Origin of the sequence: Pseudomonas sp. RC10, assembly GCF_038397775.1 — a bacterium.
Taxonomy (GTDB): domain Bacteria; phylum Pseudomonadota; class Gammaproteobacteria; order Pseudomonadales; family Pseudomonadaceae; genus Aquipseudomonas; species Aquipseudomonas bambusae.
Window position 1 is genome coordinate 703,052 of sequence record NZ_CP151650.1, and the last position, 13,771, is coordinate 716,822.

A 13,771-nucleotide genomic window follows, 5' to 3' on the forward strand; every position below is an offset into this window, starting at 1 on the left:
TCCGAGGGCACTCTTGATGTGTTTGCTGCTCGGCGTGCTGTCATCGAGCGTGCTGGCCGGGGTTCCCACTGCGCCGCCGGACACCCTGACCCGCGATCAGCGCGACTGGCTCAATCAGCGTGGACAATTACGCGTCGGTCTTGTGTTGCAGGCGCCCTACGCGCAATTCGACCGACGCGCCCAAGTCTTGTCCGGCGCCAACGTCGATCTGGTCAATCTCATGGCCAGGACCCTACAAGTCGAGCTGCTGTGGCGCAACTTTTCCGATCAGGCCGAGCTTGAAAAAGCCTTGAGCAAGGGCGAGATCGACTTCGCGCCGGGCCTTACGCAGACGCCCGCCGGGCTGCGCATGTGGCTGTATTCCGACCCGTACATGCGCGTTCCGCAACTGGTGGTCGGTGAGCGCGATGGCTCCGGTGCCGTGGATTTGGAGAAGCTCGACAGCAACGTCCGCGTAGCTGTGCGCATGCCCAGCGCCACGTCCGATTATCTGCGGGCCAACTACACCCACCTCAACGTCCAGGGCGTGCCGCTCGAACGCCAAGCCCTGCAACTGTTGCTCAGTCAGCAGGCGCGTTACGCGGTGGTCGATGAAGCGCAGCTGAGTCGCCTGTCGCGGGAAAGTGAGTTCGCCGGGTTGGCTGTGGTAGGCGACATCGGTTACCCCCAATTGCTGCGCGTGGCGTCACGGCGAGATGCACCGGAATTGGCGGACATCATCAGCAAGGCGCTGAATGTGATCGCGCCCAAAGACCTGGACCAGCTACACGCCCAATGGCTGCAGCCCAAATACCCGCAAGTCAGCCAGTCTCCCGGCCTGTGGAAAAACATCGCGCTGTTGCTGTTGGTCCTGTTGCTGGCCAGCGCGGCCATCGTGATGTGGCAGCGCAAACAACAGCAGTTGCTTGAGCGGGATTTGCTCGCCGCCCGAGAAGACATCACCAAGCGTCTGGCCAGCGAGGAGGCCTTGCGCCTGGCGCAGTTTTCCATCGACCAAAGCACCGTCGGCATTCTCTGGGTGAACTGGGACAGCCACGTGCGATACGCCAATCAGGCGGCCGAAGCCATGTTGGGTTACGCGCGAGGCGGAGTGGTTGACCGTCCGTTGATCGACTTCGAGCCGGGACTGAACATGGACCGTTGGCTGAATCTCTGGAAAAACGCACGCTCCAGCGACGAAGGCCCGCAGAACTTCGAAAGCAATTGCGTGCGCGCCGACGGCAGCATCCTGCCCGCTGACGTGTCCCTGAGTTTTCTGCGTTTTCGCGACGCCGAATACCTCGTGGTGTTCATCACCGACGTCACCGAGCGTCGCCGTTCCCTTGCCGCTTTGCAGGAAAGCGAGTCGCGATTGCAGGTGCTGGCTGAGCAGTTGCGCGAGCTGTCGGCGCATCTGGAAACGGTGAGAGAGGAGGAAAAGGCTCGCATCGCGAGGGAGGTGCACGACGAGCTGGGTCAGATGTTGACCGTGCTGAAACTGGAAACGTCGATGTGCGAATTGGCCTACGCCTATCTCGATCCGGGCCTGCGCGACCGATTGAACAGCATGAAGCGTCTGATCGCTCAGCTCTTCCAATTGGTGCGTGACGTGGCCACCGCGCTGCGGCCTCCGATCCTCGATGCGGGTATTGCGTCGGCCATTGAATGGCAGGCACGACGGTTCGAAGCACGCACGCAGATTCCGTGTCTGGTCGAAGTGCCGGACAACCTGCCGACGCTGCCTGATGCCACGGCGATTGGCCTGTTCCGGATTCTTCAGGAGTCGCTGACCAACGTCATGCGCCATGCCGAAGCGCACACGGTCGAGCTGAATCTGAGCCTGAGCGATGGCGTGTTGTGCATGACGATTGCCGACGATGGCAAGGGTTTCGATCAGCTTGAGGAACGCCCGGCGTCGTTCGGGCTGGTGGGCATGCGCGAGCGGGTGCTGATCATGGGCGGACGATTGCATCTGGACAGCACGTTGGGAGAAGGCACAACCTTGCGTATCCACATTCCGCTGGAACAGGTTGCGCAGGAGCAAGTGCAGTGATTCGTGTATTGGTTGCCGAGGACCACACCATTGTCCGCGAGGGCATCAAGCAGTTGATTGGTCTGGCCAAGGACCTGCAAGTGGCGGGGGAGGCCAGTAATGGCGAACAGTTGCTGGAGGCCCTGCGCCACATCGAGTGTGAAGTCGTGCTGCTCGACATTTCGATGCCGGGGGTTAACGGTCTGGAAGCGATTCCGAGGATTCGCGCGCTGAACAATCCGCCAGCGATTCTGGTGCTGTCGATGCACGACGAAGCGCAAATGGCGGCTCGTGCGTTGAAGATCGGCGCGGCGGGATACGCGACCAAGGACAGCGACCCGGCGCTGCTGCTGACGGCGATCCGACGGGTGGCGTCGGGTGGGCGTTACATCGACCCGGACCTGGCCGACCGAATGGTGTTCGAGGTGGGGCTGACCGACAGCCGTCCTCTGCACTCGCTGCTCTCTGAACGCGAGTTTTCGGTGTTCGAACGCCTGGCCCAAGGCGCCAACGTCAACGACATCGCCCACCAACTGGCGCTGAGCAGCAAGACCATCAGCACCCACAAAGCGAGGTTGATGCAGAAGCTCAATATCACGTCGCTGGCCGAGCTGGTGAAATATGCGATGGAGCATAAGCTGGTCTGAAAACGACCTGTGGGCCGGCACCGGATCGATCGGTAGGAGCGAATTCATTCGCGAGACGGCGGTCCGGACGGCGCAGAAGCAGCGTCTGAACGTCCGCCTTCCCGAATGAATTCGGTCCCACAGGTCCGGTGTCCTATCCCGCGATGTCATCCAGCTGACAAAACCCGCGGAAAGTGCCCTCAACGACACATACCTATCCCCGCCATCCGTGTAGGGCAATCCCTACAACCAACCTTCCATCCCGCCTAGCTCAATCTCTCCTGCGCCCCGATTTGCGTGGTCTGTAGCCTCATCTAGGCTTGTCCCCACGGTTGATTAAACAAAGGTGTGGGTAATGAGCAACGTCGATTCAAGCGCTGGGGCAAGTGATGTTCTGGTCAGCTTTCGTGGTGTGCAAAAGAGCTACGACGGCGAAGCCCTGATCGTCAAAGACCTCAACCTGGACATTCGCAAAGGCGAGTTCCTCACCCTGCTCGGGCCGTCCGGTTCCGGCAAGACCACCAGCCTGATGATGCTCGCCGGTTTCGAAACGCCGACGGCGGGCGAGATTCTGCTGGCCGGTCGTTCGATCAATAACGTGCCGCCGCACAAACGCGACATCGGCATGGTGTTTCAGAACTACGCGCTGTTCCCGCACATGACGGTGGCCGAGAACCTCGCGTTCCCGCTGTCGGTGCGTGGCATGAGCAAGACCGACGTCGCCGAGAAGGTCAAGAAGGCGCTGGACATGGTGCAGCTCGGCGCGCTGTCTCATCGGTATCCGGCGCAAATGTCCGGTGGTCAGCAGCAACGTGTGGCACTGGCCCGCGCACTGGTGTTCGAGCCGCAACTGGTACTGATGGACGAACCGCTGGGCGCGCTCGACAAGCAGCTGCGCGAACACATGCAGATGGAGATCAAACACCTCCACCAGCGCCTGGGCGTAACCGTGGTCTACGTGACCCACGACCAGGGCGAAGCGCTGACCATGTCGGACCGCGTCGCCGTCTTCCACCAAGGCGAAATCCAGCAGATCGCTCCGCCGCGCTCTCTCTATGAAGAGCCGAAGAACACCTTCGTCGCCAACTTCATCGGCGAGAACAATCGCATCAACGGCACCTTGCTCAGCCAGACCGGCGACCGTTGCCTGGTGGCCCTTTCCCGGGGCGAGAAGGTAGAGGCGCTGGCGATCAACGTTGGCCCGGCAGGCAGCCCGGTCACCCTGTCGATCCGCCCTGAACGCGTGAACCTGAATGGGCGCAGCGAAAGTTGTGTGAACCGTTTCTCCGGCCGCGTCGCTGAATTTATCTATCTGGGCGACCACGTGCGTGTGCGTCTGGAAGTGGCAGGCAAAACCGATTTCTTCGTCAAACAGCCTATTGCCGAGCTGGACCCGGCCATGAGCGTTGGCGACGTTGTGCCCATTGGATGGCAGGTCGAGCACGCGCGCGCGCTGGACCCGTTGCAGGACGCGCATTGATTCACCCGCGGTACGCGTAAATCGAGGCACCCAGAGGCGAATCGATCGCCCCATCGCTTAACCAACATTTGTTCGTGGAGAGAAAAATAAATGCTAAAGACATTGAAGCTCACCGCCTTATCGGTCGGCATGATGTGCGCGGCGCAAGCCATGGCGGCGGACCTGACCGTCATTTCCTTCGGTGGCGCGAACAAGGCGGCTCAGGAAAAGGCCTTCTACGCGCCGTGGGAAAAGACCGGCAGCGGCAAGATCATTGCGGGCGAGTACAACGGTGAGATGGCCAAGGTGAAAGCCATGGTCGACACCAAGAGCGTGACCTGGGATCTGGTGGAAGTGGAATCCCCGGAACTGTCCCGTGGCTGCGACGAAGACATGTTCGAAGAAATCGACCCCGCCATTCTGGGCAAGAAAGAAGACTACGTGCCGGGCGCCATTCAGACCTGCGGCGTGGGCTTCTTCGTGTGGTCGACCGTGCTGGCCTACAACGCCGACAAGCTGAAAACCGCGCCGACCGGTTGGACCGATTTCTGGAACACCGAAAAATTCCCGGGCAAGCGTGGCCTGCGTAAAGGCGCCAAATACACCCTTGAATTCGCACTGATGGCTGACGGCGTCGCGCCGAAAGACGTCTACAAAGTGCTGGCCACCAAAGATGGCCAGGACCGCGCCTTCAAGATGCTCGACAAGCTCAAGCCAAGCATCCAGTGGTGGGAAGCGGGTGCTCAGCCGCCGCAGTATCTCCAGTCTGGCGACGTCGTGATGAGCTCGGCCTACAACGGTCGTATCGCGGCCGTGCAGAAGGAAAGCAACCTGAAAGTGGTCTGGACGGGCGGCGTGTATGACTTCGACGCATGGGCCATTCCGAAGGGCGCCAAAAACGCTGAAGAAGCGAAGAAATTCCTTGCTTACACCCTCAAGCCAGAGCAGCAAAAGACCTACTCCGAGAACATCGCCTACGGTCCGGCCAACACTCAAGCGGTTTCGCTGCTGAGCGCCGACACCCTGAAAAACATGCCGACCACTCCTGAAAACATCAAGGATCAGGTGCAGATCGACGTGAAATTCTGGGCTGACTATGGCGAGAACCTGGAACAGCGCTTCAACTCTTGGGCTGCCAAGTAAGCGTCACGCGTCACGTTAAACCAGGTGCGTTTTCTTTCCCCTTGCGGGAAGAAAACGCACCCATCGTTGAAAGATTTTGGAGTTCACTATGGCCACCGCCGTGCCCCTGACTGAAGGCGCCAGCCCGACCTTGAAGCAACGCCTGGCCCGTGCCGAGCGCGTCAACCGCTGGAAGGCTCAGGCACTGATCGCGCCATTGGTGATTTTCCTGCTGCTCGTGTTTCTCGTGCCAATTGCGGCGCTGCTCTACAAGAGCGTGAACAACCCTGAAGTGGTCGGCGGCATGCCGCTCACTGTCACCGAAGTCGCGAAGTGGGACGGCAAAGGCCTGCCCTCGGAATCGGTGTACAAGGCGCTCAGCCAAGACCTGGCCGACGCACGCAAAAATCAGACCCTGGGCGACCTGTCCAAGCGCCTGAACCAGGAACTCGCCGGTTACCGCAGCCTGCTCGCGAAAACTGCACGCGCCGTTCCGTTCAAGGAAGAGCCTGCTTCCTATAAAGAAGCGCTCGAAGCCGTCGATGAGCGTTGGGGAGACCCAGCGTACTGGCAGGCGATCCGTCGCAACACCTCAAGCTTCACCCCCTATTACCTGTTGGCGGCCGTTGACCACCGCATCGATGACCTCGGTGAAGTGGCGCCGGCGACCCCCGATCAAGCGATCTACCTCGACATCTTCGCCCGCACGTTCTGGATGGGCCTGGTGATCACCGTGATCTGCCTGTTGCTCGCGTATCCGTTGGCGTACCTGCTGGCCAACCTGCCTGCCCGCCAAAGCAACCTGCTGATGATTCTGGTGCTGCTGCCGTTCTGGACCTCGATTCTGGTGCGTGTCGCCGCGTGGATCGTGCTGCTGCAATCGAGTGGTCTGATCAATGGCGCGCTGATGGCAATGGGCATCATCGACAAGCCGCTGGAGCTGGTCTTCAACCGCGTCGGCGTGTACATCTCGATGGTTCATATCATGCTGCCGTTCATGATCCTGCCGATCTACAGCGTCATGAAAGGCATCTCGCCGACCTACATGCGTGCGGCGATTTCCCTGGGCTGCAACCCGTTCGCCAGCTTCTGGCGGGTGTACTTCCCGCAAACCTACGCCGGTGTCGGCGCGGGCTGCCTGTTGGTATTCATCCTCGCCATCGGCTACTACATCACCCCCGCGCTGCTGGGCAGCCCGAACGATCAGATGGTCAGCTACTTCGTGGCGTTCTACACCAACACCAGCATCAACTGGGGCATGGCGACCGCGCTGGGCGGCTTGCTGTTGCTGGCGACTGTCGTGCTGTACCTGATTTATAGCTGGCTGGTCGGCGCCAGCCGTCTGCGCCTGAGCTGAGGAGAATGACCATGTTGAGCCCGTATTCCTCGCCCGCAGAACGGGTCTGGTTTTACACCCTGCGCATTATGTGCGGTCTGATTCTGCTGTTCCTGGTGCTGCCGGTGCTGGTCATCGTGCCGTTGTCGTTCAACTCCGGCAGCTTTCTGGTCTACCCGCTGCAAGGCTTCTCGCTGCACTGGTATCAGGATTTCTTCAACTCCGCAGAGTGGATGCGCTCGCTGAAGAACAGCATGATCGTCGCCCCGGCCGCAACGCTGCTGGCCATGGGCTTCGGCACGCTGGCGGCGATTGGCCTGACCCGGAGTAACTTCCCCGGCAAGTCGCTGGTGATGGCGCTGGTCATCTCGCCGATGGTGGTGCCGGTGGTGATCGTCGGTGTCGCGAGCTACCTGTTCTTCGCGCCCTTGGGCCTGGGCAACAGCTACACCTCGCTGATTTTGGTGCACGCGGTGTTGGGTGTGCCGTTCGTGATCATCACCGTGTCGGCCACGCTGCAAGGCTTTAACTACAACTTGGTGCGTGCTGCCGCCAGCCTGGGTGCTTCACCGGTCACAGCGTTTCGCCGCGTGACATTGCCGCTGATTGCGCCGGGCGTGATTTCCGGGGCGTTGTTCGCCTTCGCGACCTCGTTCGATGAAGTGGTCGTGACGCTGTTCCTGGCAGGTCCTGAGCAAGCGACCTTGCCGCGCCAGATGTTCAGCGGCATCCGCGAAAACCTCAGCCCAACCATTGCGGCTGCCGCGACGCTGCTGATTGGTTTCTCGGTGATCCTGTTGCTGGTGCTGGAATGGTTGCGTGGGCGCAGTGAGAAATTGCGTACGGCGGTGGAATGATCGGTCTGAGTTGAAATGCTTTCCCCTGGGGGAGCCGGCTTGCTGGCGAAAGCAGCGTGCCTGTGCCAGATGGCTTGACTGACACTTCGCATTCGTCAGCAAGCCGACTCCCACAGGTAAGACGCGTTTCTCAATGCCTATGTCGCCTCACCTATCTTCCGCGCAGCGTTTAAACTTCACCGCTCCTCACCCCGTCATGGAGCTCCTCGGTGAACGTCAACGACGCCAGTTTCGAAGAACTGCTCAATGCTCTGCACGACGGCGTCTACATCACCGATGGCGACGGCAAGACGCTCAAGGTCAATCGCGCCTATGAACGCTTGACCGGCCTCAGCGGCGCAGAGCTGGTAGGCCGTTCGATGCAGGAACTGGTCAAGGACGGTGTCATCTCCCAATCAGCCTCATTGCGCGTTTTGCAGGAAGGTCGCCCGGTGTCGGTGATGCAGAGCCTGAGCCAAGGCAAGCAGCTTCTCGTCAGCGCGACGCCGATTCTCGATGCCGATCACCGGATTTCCTATGTCGTCAGTACCGTTCGCGACATGACCGAACTGCTGCGCATGAAGCACGAGCGCGACGAGCTTCAGCAACTCAAGCAGCTGCGCAACAGCACCGCCAAACTCCATGCCGGTCAACGGGACAACCTGCTGCACTCGCCATTGATGGCCGATCAGGAAGTGTCCGGCCGGGTGTTCGCGCTCGCCCGGCAAGTGGCGGGCAGTTCGGTGAAGGTGCTGCTGCAAGGTGAAACCGGCGTCGGCAAGACCCTTGTGGCGCAGTTCATTCATAACGCCAGCCCCCGCGCCAGCGAGCCTTTTCTGGCCCTCAACTGTGGCGCGTTGCCCGAGAACCTGATCGAAGCCGAACTCTTTGGATATGCCCCCGGCGCATTCACTGGGGCGGGGCCGAAAGGCAAGCGCGGCCTGCTGGAACTGGCGCACCACGGCACGCTGTTTCTCGACGAAATTGGCGACCTGCCGCTCCCCGTGCAGGTCAAGCTGCTCAAGATCATCGAAGAAAACCGCTTTATCCCCGTGGGTGGGCTGGAGCTGAAAGAAGTGGACGTGCGCATCATCAGTGCGACTCATCACGACCTCAAACAGTTGGTGGCGGAAGGGACGTTTCGCGCCGACCTGTTCTACCGACTCAACGTGGTCCCCATCAGCATTCCGGCTTTACGCGAGCGCAGCGAAGAAATCCCGCCGCTCCTGCATTACTACCTCGACAGCTTTAATGCGCGTTATGAGCGGCAAATACAGTGGAGCCTTGAAGCGCTCGACCTCATGTGCGAGTACCCCTGGCCCGGCAACATTCGTGAGCTGATCAACATCGTTGAGCGGATGGTGGTCACGAACCAGAGCGGCACCATCGAGGCACTGGACCTGCCAGAAGAAATTCTCAACCTCGACCCGAAAAACACTGACGACAGCCGCTTGCCGCTGCGCAAGGTGCTAGAGAACGCCGAACGCTCGGCGATCCGCGCGGCGTTGCAGGTGCACAAGACCACGCGGCTCGCCGCCAAGGCGCTGGGCGTGAGCCAAGCCACGGTGGTGCAGAAGATGAAACGTTGGGAGCGGTCTGATTAGAATTTCAATCAGACCGCCTCAATTCGATCATAAAGCTGATCAAAACTGAGCGGTCAAACTCCCTTCTACCGACCTTCCTGTCACGCATGCCCTTATACCCAAAGGCTTTGCGAGGTTTGGCACAGCTTTCGCTATCTCATTCTGCACGTCTTCCAATAAAACTACGTACAGGACGAGCCCCGATGAGTCTCTCTGCCTCCACCATCAGCGCCTTTAAAATTGCCAACAAACTGATCACTGGCCAAGGCGCCATTGAGCAGCTTTCCGCTGAACTGACCCGCCTCAACGTCACCCATCCTCTGATCGTCACTGACGCCATTCTGGTGAAGTCCGGCACCGTTGACCTCGCGCTGGCGCAATTGGGTGGCCGTCGTTACGGCATCTTCGATCAGGTGAAACCCGAGCCGGAAATCTCAATCGTCGAGGACTGCACCCGCGCTTATCGCGAAGGTGGGCACGACGGTCTGATCGGTCTGGGTGGCGGCAGCGCCATCGATATTGCCAAAGGGGTCGCTGCGTTTGCCGGTCACGAAGGGCCGCTGGCCGAGCTGTTCGGCGTCGATCTGGTGAAACGCAAAGGCCCTGCGCTGATTGCGATTCCGACCACTGCGGGGACCGGTTCGGAAGTGACCAACGTCGCGATTTTTTCCGATAAAGAAGCGCAACTCAAAAAAGGCATCGTCAGCGATTACCTGCTGCCGGACGTCGCCCTGGTCAGTCCGGTCATGACCCTGACCTGCCCGCGCAGCGTGACCGCCGCGAGCGGTGTCGATGCGCTGGTACACGCGGTCGAATCCTACCTGTCGGTCAACGCTTCGCCGATCACCGATGCCATCGCGCTCGGTGCCATCAAGCTGATTGCCAAGGCGCTGCCCAAGGCCTACGCCAACCCCTCAAACCTGCAAGCCCGCGAGGACATGGCCACCGCGAGCCTGATGGGCGGCATGGCATTCGGTAACGCAGGCGTAGGCGCGGTGCATGCGCTGGCCTACCCGTTGGGCGGCCGTTACAACATCGCCCACGGTGTCAGCAATGCCTTGTTGCTGCCCTACGTGATGGAGTGGAACAAGATGGCCTGCGTCGAGCGCTTCCGCGACATCGCTGAAGCCATGGGCGTGCGCGTGGCTCACCTGAGCGACAAGGATGCCGCCGATCAGGCCGTCAAAGCCATGGCCGACCTGTGCGCCGCCGTGGACATTCCGACGGGCATGCGCAGCTTCAATGTGCCGGAAGATGCCATCCCGGCCATGGCCGAAGAGGCGAGCAAGATCGACCGCCTCATGCGCAATAATCCGCGCAAATTGACCGCTGCCGATATCGAGAAAATCTACCGCGCAGCGTACTGATCGAGAATGCTGGCTGTCTGACGCACCGTCTTCGCCACCGTCGTAACCTCCGGAAGATCCTACAAAGTTCACGGGAGGTCATGACTTCCGGGAAGCTGCGACATCGGTGGGAAAGTCCAAACGTCTCCGGCACGCCACACTCCCTGTCGGAGACGCCGGAGGTTACGACGGCAGCGAAAGCGGCCTATCTGACACATAACCCGCCTTCCAAACTCTGGAGTACAATGCGCGCCACCGTGATTTCGCTCAAAAAGGTGCGTCATGCAGCCCTTCGCTATTGCTCCGTCGATTCTCTCCGCCGATTTCGCCCGTCTGGGTCAGGAAGTCGACAATGTCCTGGCCGCTGGCGCCGACATCGTCCACTTCGACGTCATGGACAACCACTACGTCCCTAACCTGACCATCGGCCCGATGGTCTGCGCGGCCTTGCGCAAGTACGGCATCACTGCGCCGATTGACGTGCACCTCATGGTCAGCCCGGTTGACCGCATCATCGGCGACTTCGTCGAAGCGGGTGCGACCTACATCACCTTCCACCCGGAAGCGACCCAGCACATCGACCGCTCCTTGCAACTGATCCGCGAAGGCGGCTGCAAATCGGGCCTGGTGTTCAACCCGGCCACCCCGCTGAACCTGCTCGAATACGTCATGGACAAGGTCGACATGATCCTGCTCATGAGCGTCAACCCAGGTTTCGGTGGCCAGAAATTCATCCCCGGCACGCTCAACAAACTGCGCGAAGCCCGCGCGCTGATCGATGCGTCCGGTCGCGATATCCGTCTGGAAATCGACGGCGGCGTCAACGTCAACAACATCCGTGACATCGCCGCGGCTGGCGCTGACACGTTCGTGGCGGGTTCCGCCATTTTCAATGCGCCCGACTACAAAGAAGTCATTGAAAAAATGCGTGCAGAACTGGCGTTGGCCCGCGCATGAGCGGCTTCGAGCAGCTGTTTCCAGGTCGCCTGCCCAAACTGATCATGTTTGATCTGGATGGCACATTGGTTGATTCGGTGCCGGACCTGGCCGCAGCTGTGGACAAGACCCTCAACCAGCTCGGGCGCGCGCCAGCCGGTATCGAGCGTGTGCGGGACTGGATCGGCAATGGGGTGCGCGTCCTTGTGCGACGGGCCCTGGCCAACGACATGGACCATTCTTCGGTGGACGAAGCCTCCACCGAAGAAGCGCTGGCGATCTTCATGAACGCCTACGGCGACAACCATTCGCTGACCCGCGTTTACCCCGGCGTGCGCGAGACCCTGAAATGGTTGCAGAAGCAGGGCGTGGAAATGGCGCTCATCACCAACAAGCCGGAACGCTTCGTCGCGCCGCTGCTGGACGACATGAAGCTGGGCCGCTTCTTTCGCTGGATCGTCGGCGGTGACACGCTGCCCCAGCAAAAGCCCGATCCCGCTGCGCTGTTTTTCGTGATGAAAATGGCCGGCGTGCCCGGCTCGCAATCGCTGTTCGTGGGCGACTCGCGCAACGACGTGCTGGCCGCGAAAGCCGCTGGTGTTGCGTGTGTGGCGCTGAGCTACGGTTACAACCATGGTCGGCCAATTGCCGAGGAATCTCCGGCATTGGTGATCGACGATCTGCGCAAACTGATTCCCGGTTGCTTAGATGAGGGGGCTGAGATAACGTTGCCTCCAGTTGAAGCTCCCTCCTTTAGAGAATCCATCGTGGTGGTCACTCGCAATCTCTGGATGAAAGTCATGAAGGCCCTGGCCCGCTGGCGTTGGCGCGCCTGACTTGAATCTGGCCGGACGTCCGGCACGTTTGCACACCTGACCGTTTTACCCTCAGACCACGAGGCTGATCATGACCCGCGAAGAATTCCTGCGCTTGGCCGCTGAAGGCTACAACCGCATCCCGCTTGCTCTCGAAACCATTGCCGACTTCGACACCCCGCTGTCGATCTACCTGAAACTCGCTGATGAGCCGAATTCCTATCTGCTGGAGTCGGTGCAGGGCGGGGAGAAATGGGGCCGTTATTCGATGATCGGCCTGCCGTGCCGCACCGTGTTGCGCGTGCATGAGCACACCATCAGCGTGACCCACGACGGCGTCGAGATCGAGCGCCTGAAAGCCGAAGACCCGCTGGCGTTCGTCGAGACCTTCAAGGCCCGCTACAACGTGCCGACCATTCCCGGCCTGCCGCGCTTCAACGGCGGTCTGGTAGGGTATTTCGGTTATGACTGCGTGCGCTACGTCGAGCCGCGTCTGGGCAAGAGCCCGAACCCGGACCCGATCGGCGTGCCGGACATTCTGTTGATGGTGTCCGACGCGGTCGTCGTGTTCGACAACCTCGCAGGCAAAATGCACGCGATCGTGCTGGTCGACCCGTCTCAGCCGGAAGCGTATGAAGGTGGCCTCGCGCGTCTGGAAGCGCTGATGGAGAAACTGCGTCAGCCGATCACGCCACGTCGCGGTCTGGACCTGACCCGTCCGCAAGCCGCAGACCCGGTTTTCCGTTCGAGCTTTACCCAGGGCGACTACGAAAAAGCCGTCGACACCATCAAGGAATACATCTTGGCGGGCGACTGCATGCAGGTCGTGCCGTCGCAGCGAATGTCCATCGACTTCAAGGCCGCGCCGATCGATCTGTACCGCGCACTGCGCAGTTTCAACCCGACCCCGTACATGTACTTCTTCAACTTCGGCGACTTCCACGTCGTCGGCAGTTCGCCAGAAGTGCTCGTGCGAGTGGAAGACAACCTGATCACCGTGCGCCCGATCGCCGGGACCCGCCCTCGCGGTGCGACCGAAGAGGCGGACCACGCGCTGGAAGTCGATCTGCTGTCCGACGACAAGGAAATCGCCGAGCACTTGATGCTCATCGACCTGGGTCGTAACGACACTGGCCGCGTTTCGGAAATCGGCTCGGTGAAGCTGACCGAGAAGATGGTCATCGAGCGTTATTCCAACGTGATGCACATCGTGTCCAACGTCACTGGCCAACTGAAAAGCGGGCTGACAGCGATGGACGCGCTGCGGGCGATTTTGCCTGCGGGCACCCTGTCCGGCGCACCGAAAATCCGCGCGATGGAAATCATCGACGAGCTGGAGCCGGTCAAACGTGGCGTATACGGCGGGGCGGTGGGTTACTTCGCGTGGAACGGCAACATGGACACCGCGATTGCGATCCGCACGGCGGTGATCAAGAACGGTGAGCTGCACGTGCAGGCTGGCGGCGGCATTGTGGCTGACTCGGTGCCAGCGCTGGAATGGGAAGAAACCCTCAACAAACGCCGCGCGATGTTCCGCGCCGTGGCGTTGGCGGAACAGACGCCCGAGGCGTGATCGTCGACCTGTCGCCGCTCAATCGTGCGGCGGACACGGTTTTTCTGTAGGAGTGAGCTTGCTCGCGATCGGGGCCGATGGTTGACTCATTTATTGCCTGACACGACGCCATCGCGAGCAAGCTCACT

General features: G+C 60.6%; 11 protein-coding genes. All 11 read left to right on the forward strand.

The features are described from left to right. The first annotated feature begins 16 nt into the window (after window positions 1-16). The 11 genes from AAEO81_RS03130 (at window position 17) to trpE (ending at window position 13,643) form a co-directional block, all read left to right on the forward strand. Window positions 17-2,032, forward strand: a complete 2,016-nt coding sequence (locus tag AAEO81_RS03130; protein WP_341961555.1) for a transporter substrate-binding domain-containing protein — start codon at window positions 17-19, stop codon at window positions 2,030-2,032. Beyond that, the gene (locus tag AAEO81_RS03135; protein ID WP_341961556.1) at window positions 2,029-2,658 is read left to right on the forward strand and encodes a response regulator transcription factor; all 630 of its coding nucleotides are present in this window, start codon (window positions 2,029-2,031) and stop codon (window positions 2,656-2,658) included. The genes AAEO81_RS03130 and AAEO81_RS03135 overlap by 4 nt, the downstream gene beginning before the upstream one ends. Window positions 2,659-2,992: 334 nt before the next feature. After that, window positions 2,993-4,117: an ABC transporter ATP-binding protein gene (locus AAEO81_RS03140; RefSeq protein WP_166595589.1), complete on the forward strand. Its 1,125-nt coding sequence runs from the start codon at window positions 2,993-2,995 to the stop codon at window positions 4,115-4,117. 90 nt (window positions 4,118-4,207) lie between these two features. Beyond that, window positions 4,208-5,239 (forward strand): ABC transporter substrate-binding protein, encoded by a 1,032-nt coding sequence (locus tag AAEO81_RS03145; protein ID WP_166595588.1) that lies wholly within the window; start codon window positions 4,208-4,210, stop codon window positions 5,237-5,239. 88 nt (window positions 5,240-5,327) lie between these two features. Then, window positions 5,328-6,575, forward strand: a complete 1,248-nt coding sequence (locus tag AAEO81_RS03150; RefSeq protein ID WP_341961557.1) for an ABC transporter permease — start codon at window positions 5,328-5,330, stop codon at window positions 6,573-6,575. 11 nt (window positions 6,576-6,586) lie between these two features. Beyond that, window positions 6,587-7,411: an ABC transporter permease gene (locus tag AAEO81_RS03155; protein ID WP_341961558.1), complete on the forward strand. Its 825-nt coding sequence runs from the start codon at window positions 6,587-6,589 to the stop codon at window positions 7,409-7,411. Between the two features lie 209 nt (window positions 7,412-7,620). Beyond that, window positions 7,621-8,994, forward strand: coding sequence for a sigma 54-interacting transcriptional regulator (locus tag AAEO81_RS03160; RefSeq protein WP_341961559.1), 1,374 nt, complete (start codon window positions 7,621-7,623; stop codon window positions 8,992-8,994). A 182-nt stretch (window positions 8,995-9,176) separates the two neighbouring features. Further along, window positions 9,177-10,340, forward strand: a complete 1,164-nt coding sequence (locus AAEO81_RS03165) for an iron-containing alcohol dehydrogenase (RefSeq protein ID WP_341961560.1) — start codon at window positions 9,177-9,179, stop codon at window positions 10,338-10,340. A 261-nt stretch (window positions 10,341-10,601) separates the two neighbouring features. Then, window positions 10,602-11,276, forward strand: coding sequence for a ribulose-phosphate 3-epimerase (gene rpe / locus AAEO81_RS03170; protein ID WP_166595583.1), 675 nt, complete (start codon window positions 10,602-10,604; stop codon window positions 11,274-11,276). Next, a complete protein-coding gene (locus AAEO81_RS03175) occupies window positions 11,273-12,091 on the forward strand; it encodes a phosphoglycolate phosphatase (protein WP_341961561.1) in 819 nt (272 codons plus the stop codon). Before rpe ends, AAEO81_RS03175 begins: the two co-directional genes overlap by 4 nt. A gap of 70 nt (window positions 12,092-12,161) precedes the next feature. Continuing rightward, entirely contained in the window at window positions 12,162-13,643 is a 1,482-nt protein-coding gene (gene trpE / locus AAEO81_RS03180) for an anthranilate synthase component I (protein ID WP_341961562.1), read from the forward strand. Window positions 13,644-13,771 lie beyond the last annotated feature (128 nt).

Excerpts from the sequence above, each read along its gene's own strand:
- AAEO81_RS03130 (WP_341961555.1), top strand. The coding sequence starts at position 17 with ATGTGTTTGCTGCTCGGCGTGCTGTCATCGAGCGTGCTGGCCGGGGTT.
- AAEO81_RS03140 (WP_166595589.1), top strand. The coding sequence starts at position 2,993 with ATGAGCAACGTCGATTCAAGCGCTGGGGCAAGTGATGTTCTGGTCAGC.
- AAEO81_RS03145 (WP_166595588.1), top strand. The coding sequence starts at position 4,208 with ATGCTAAAGACATTGAAGCTCACCGCCTTATCGGTCGGCATGATGTGC.
- AAEO81_RS03150 (WP_341961557.1), top strand. The coding sequence starts at position 5,328 with ATGGCCACCGCCGTGCCCCTGACTGAAGGCGCCAGCCCGACCTTGAAG.
- AAEO81_RS03155 (WP_341961558.1), top strand. The coding sequence starts at position 6,587 with ATGTTGAGCCCGTATTCCTCGCCCGCAGAACGGGTCTGGTTTTACACC.
- AAEO81_RS03165 (WP_341961560.1), top strand. The coding sequence starts at position 9,177 with ATGAGTCTCTCTGCCTCCACCATCAGCGCCTTTAAAATTGCCAACAAA.
- rpe (WP_166595583.1), top strand. The coding sequence starts at position 10,602 with ATGCAGCCCTTCGCTATTGCTCCGTCGATTCTCTCCGCCGATTTCGCC.
- AAEO81_RS03175 (WP_341961561.1), top strand. The coding sequence starts at position 11,273 with ATGAGCGGCTTCGAGCAGCTGTTTCCAGGTCGCCTGCCCAAACTGATC.
- trpE (WP_341961562.1), top strand. The coding sequence starts at position 12,162 with ATGACCCGCGAAGAATTCCTGCGCTTGGCCGCTGAAGGCTACAACCGC.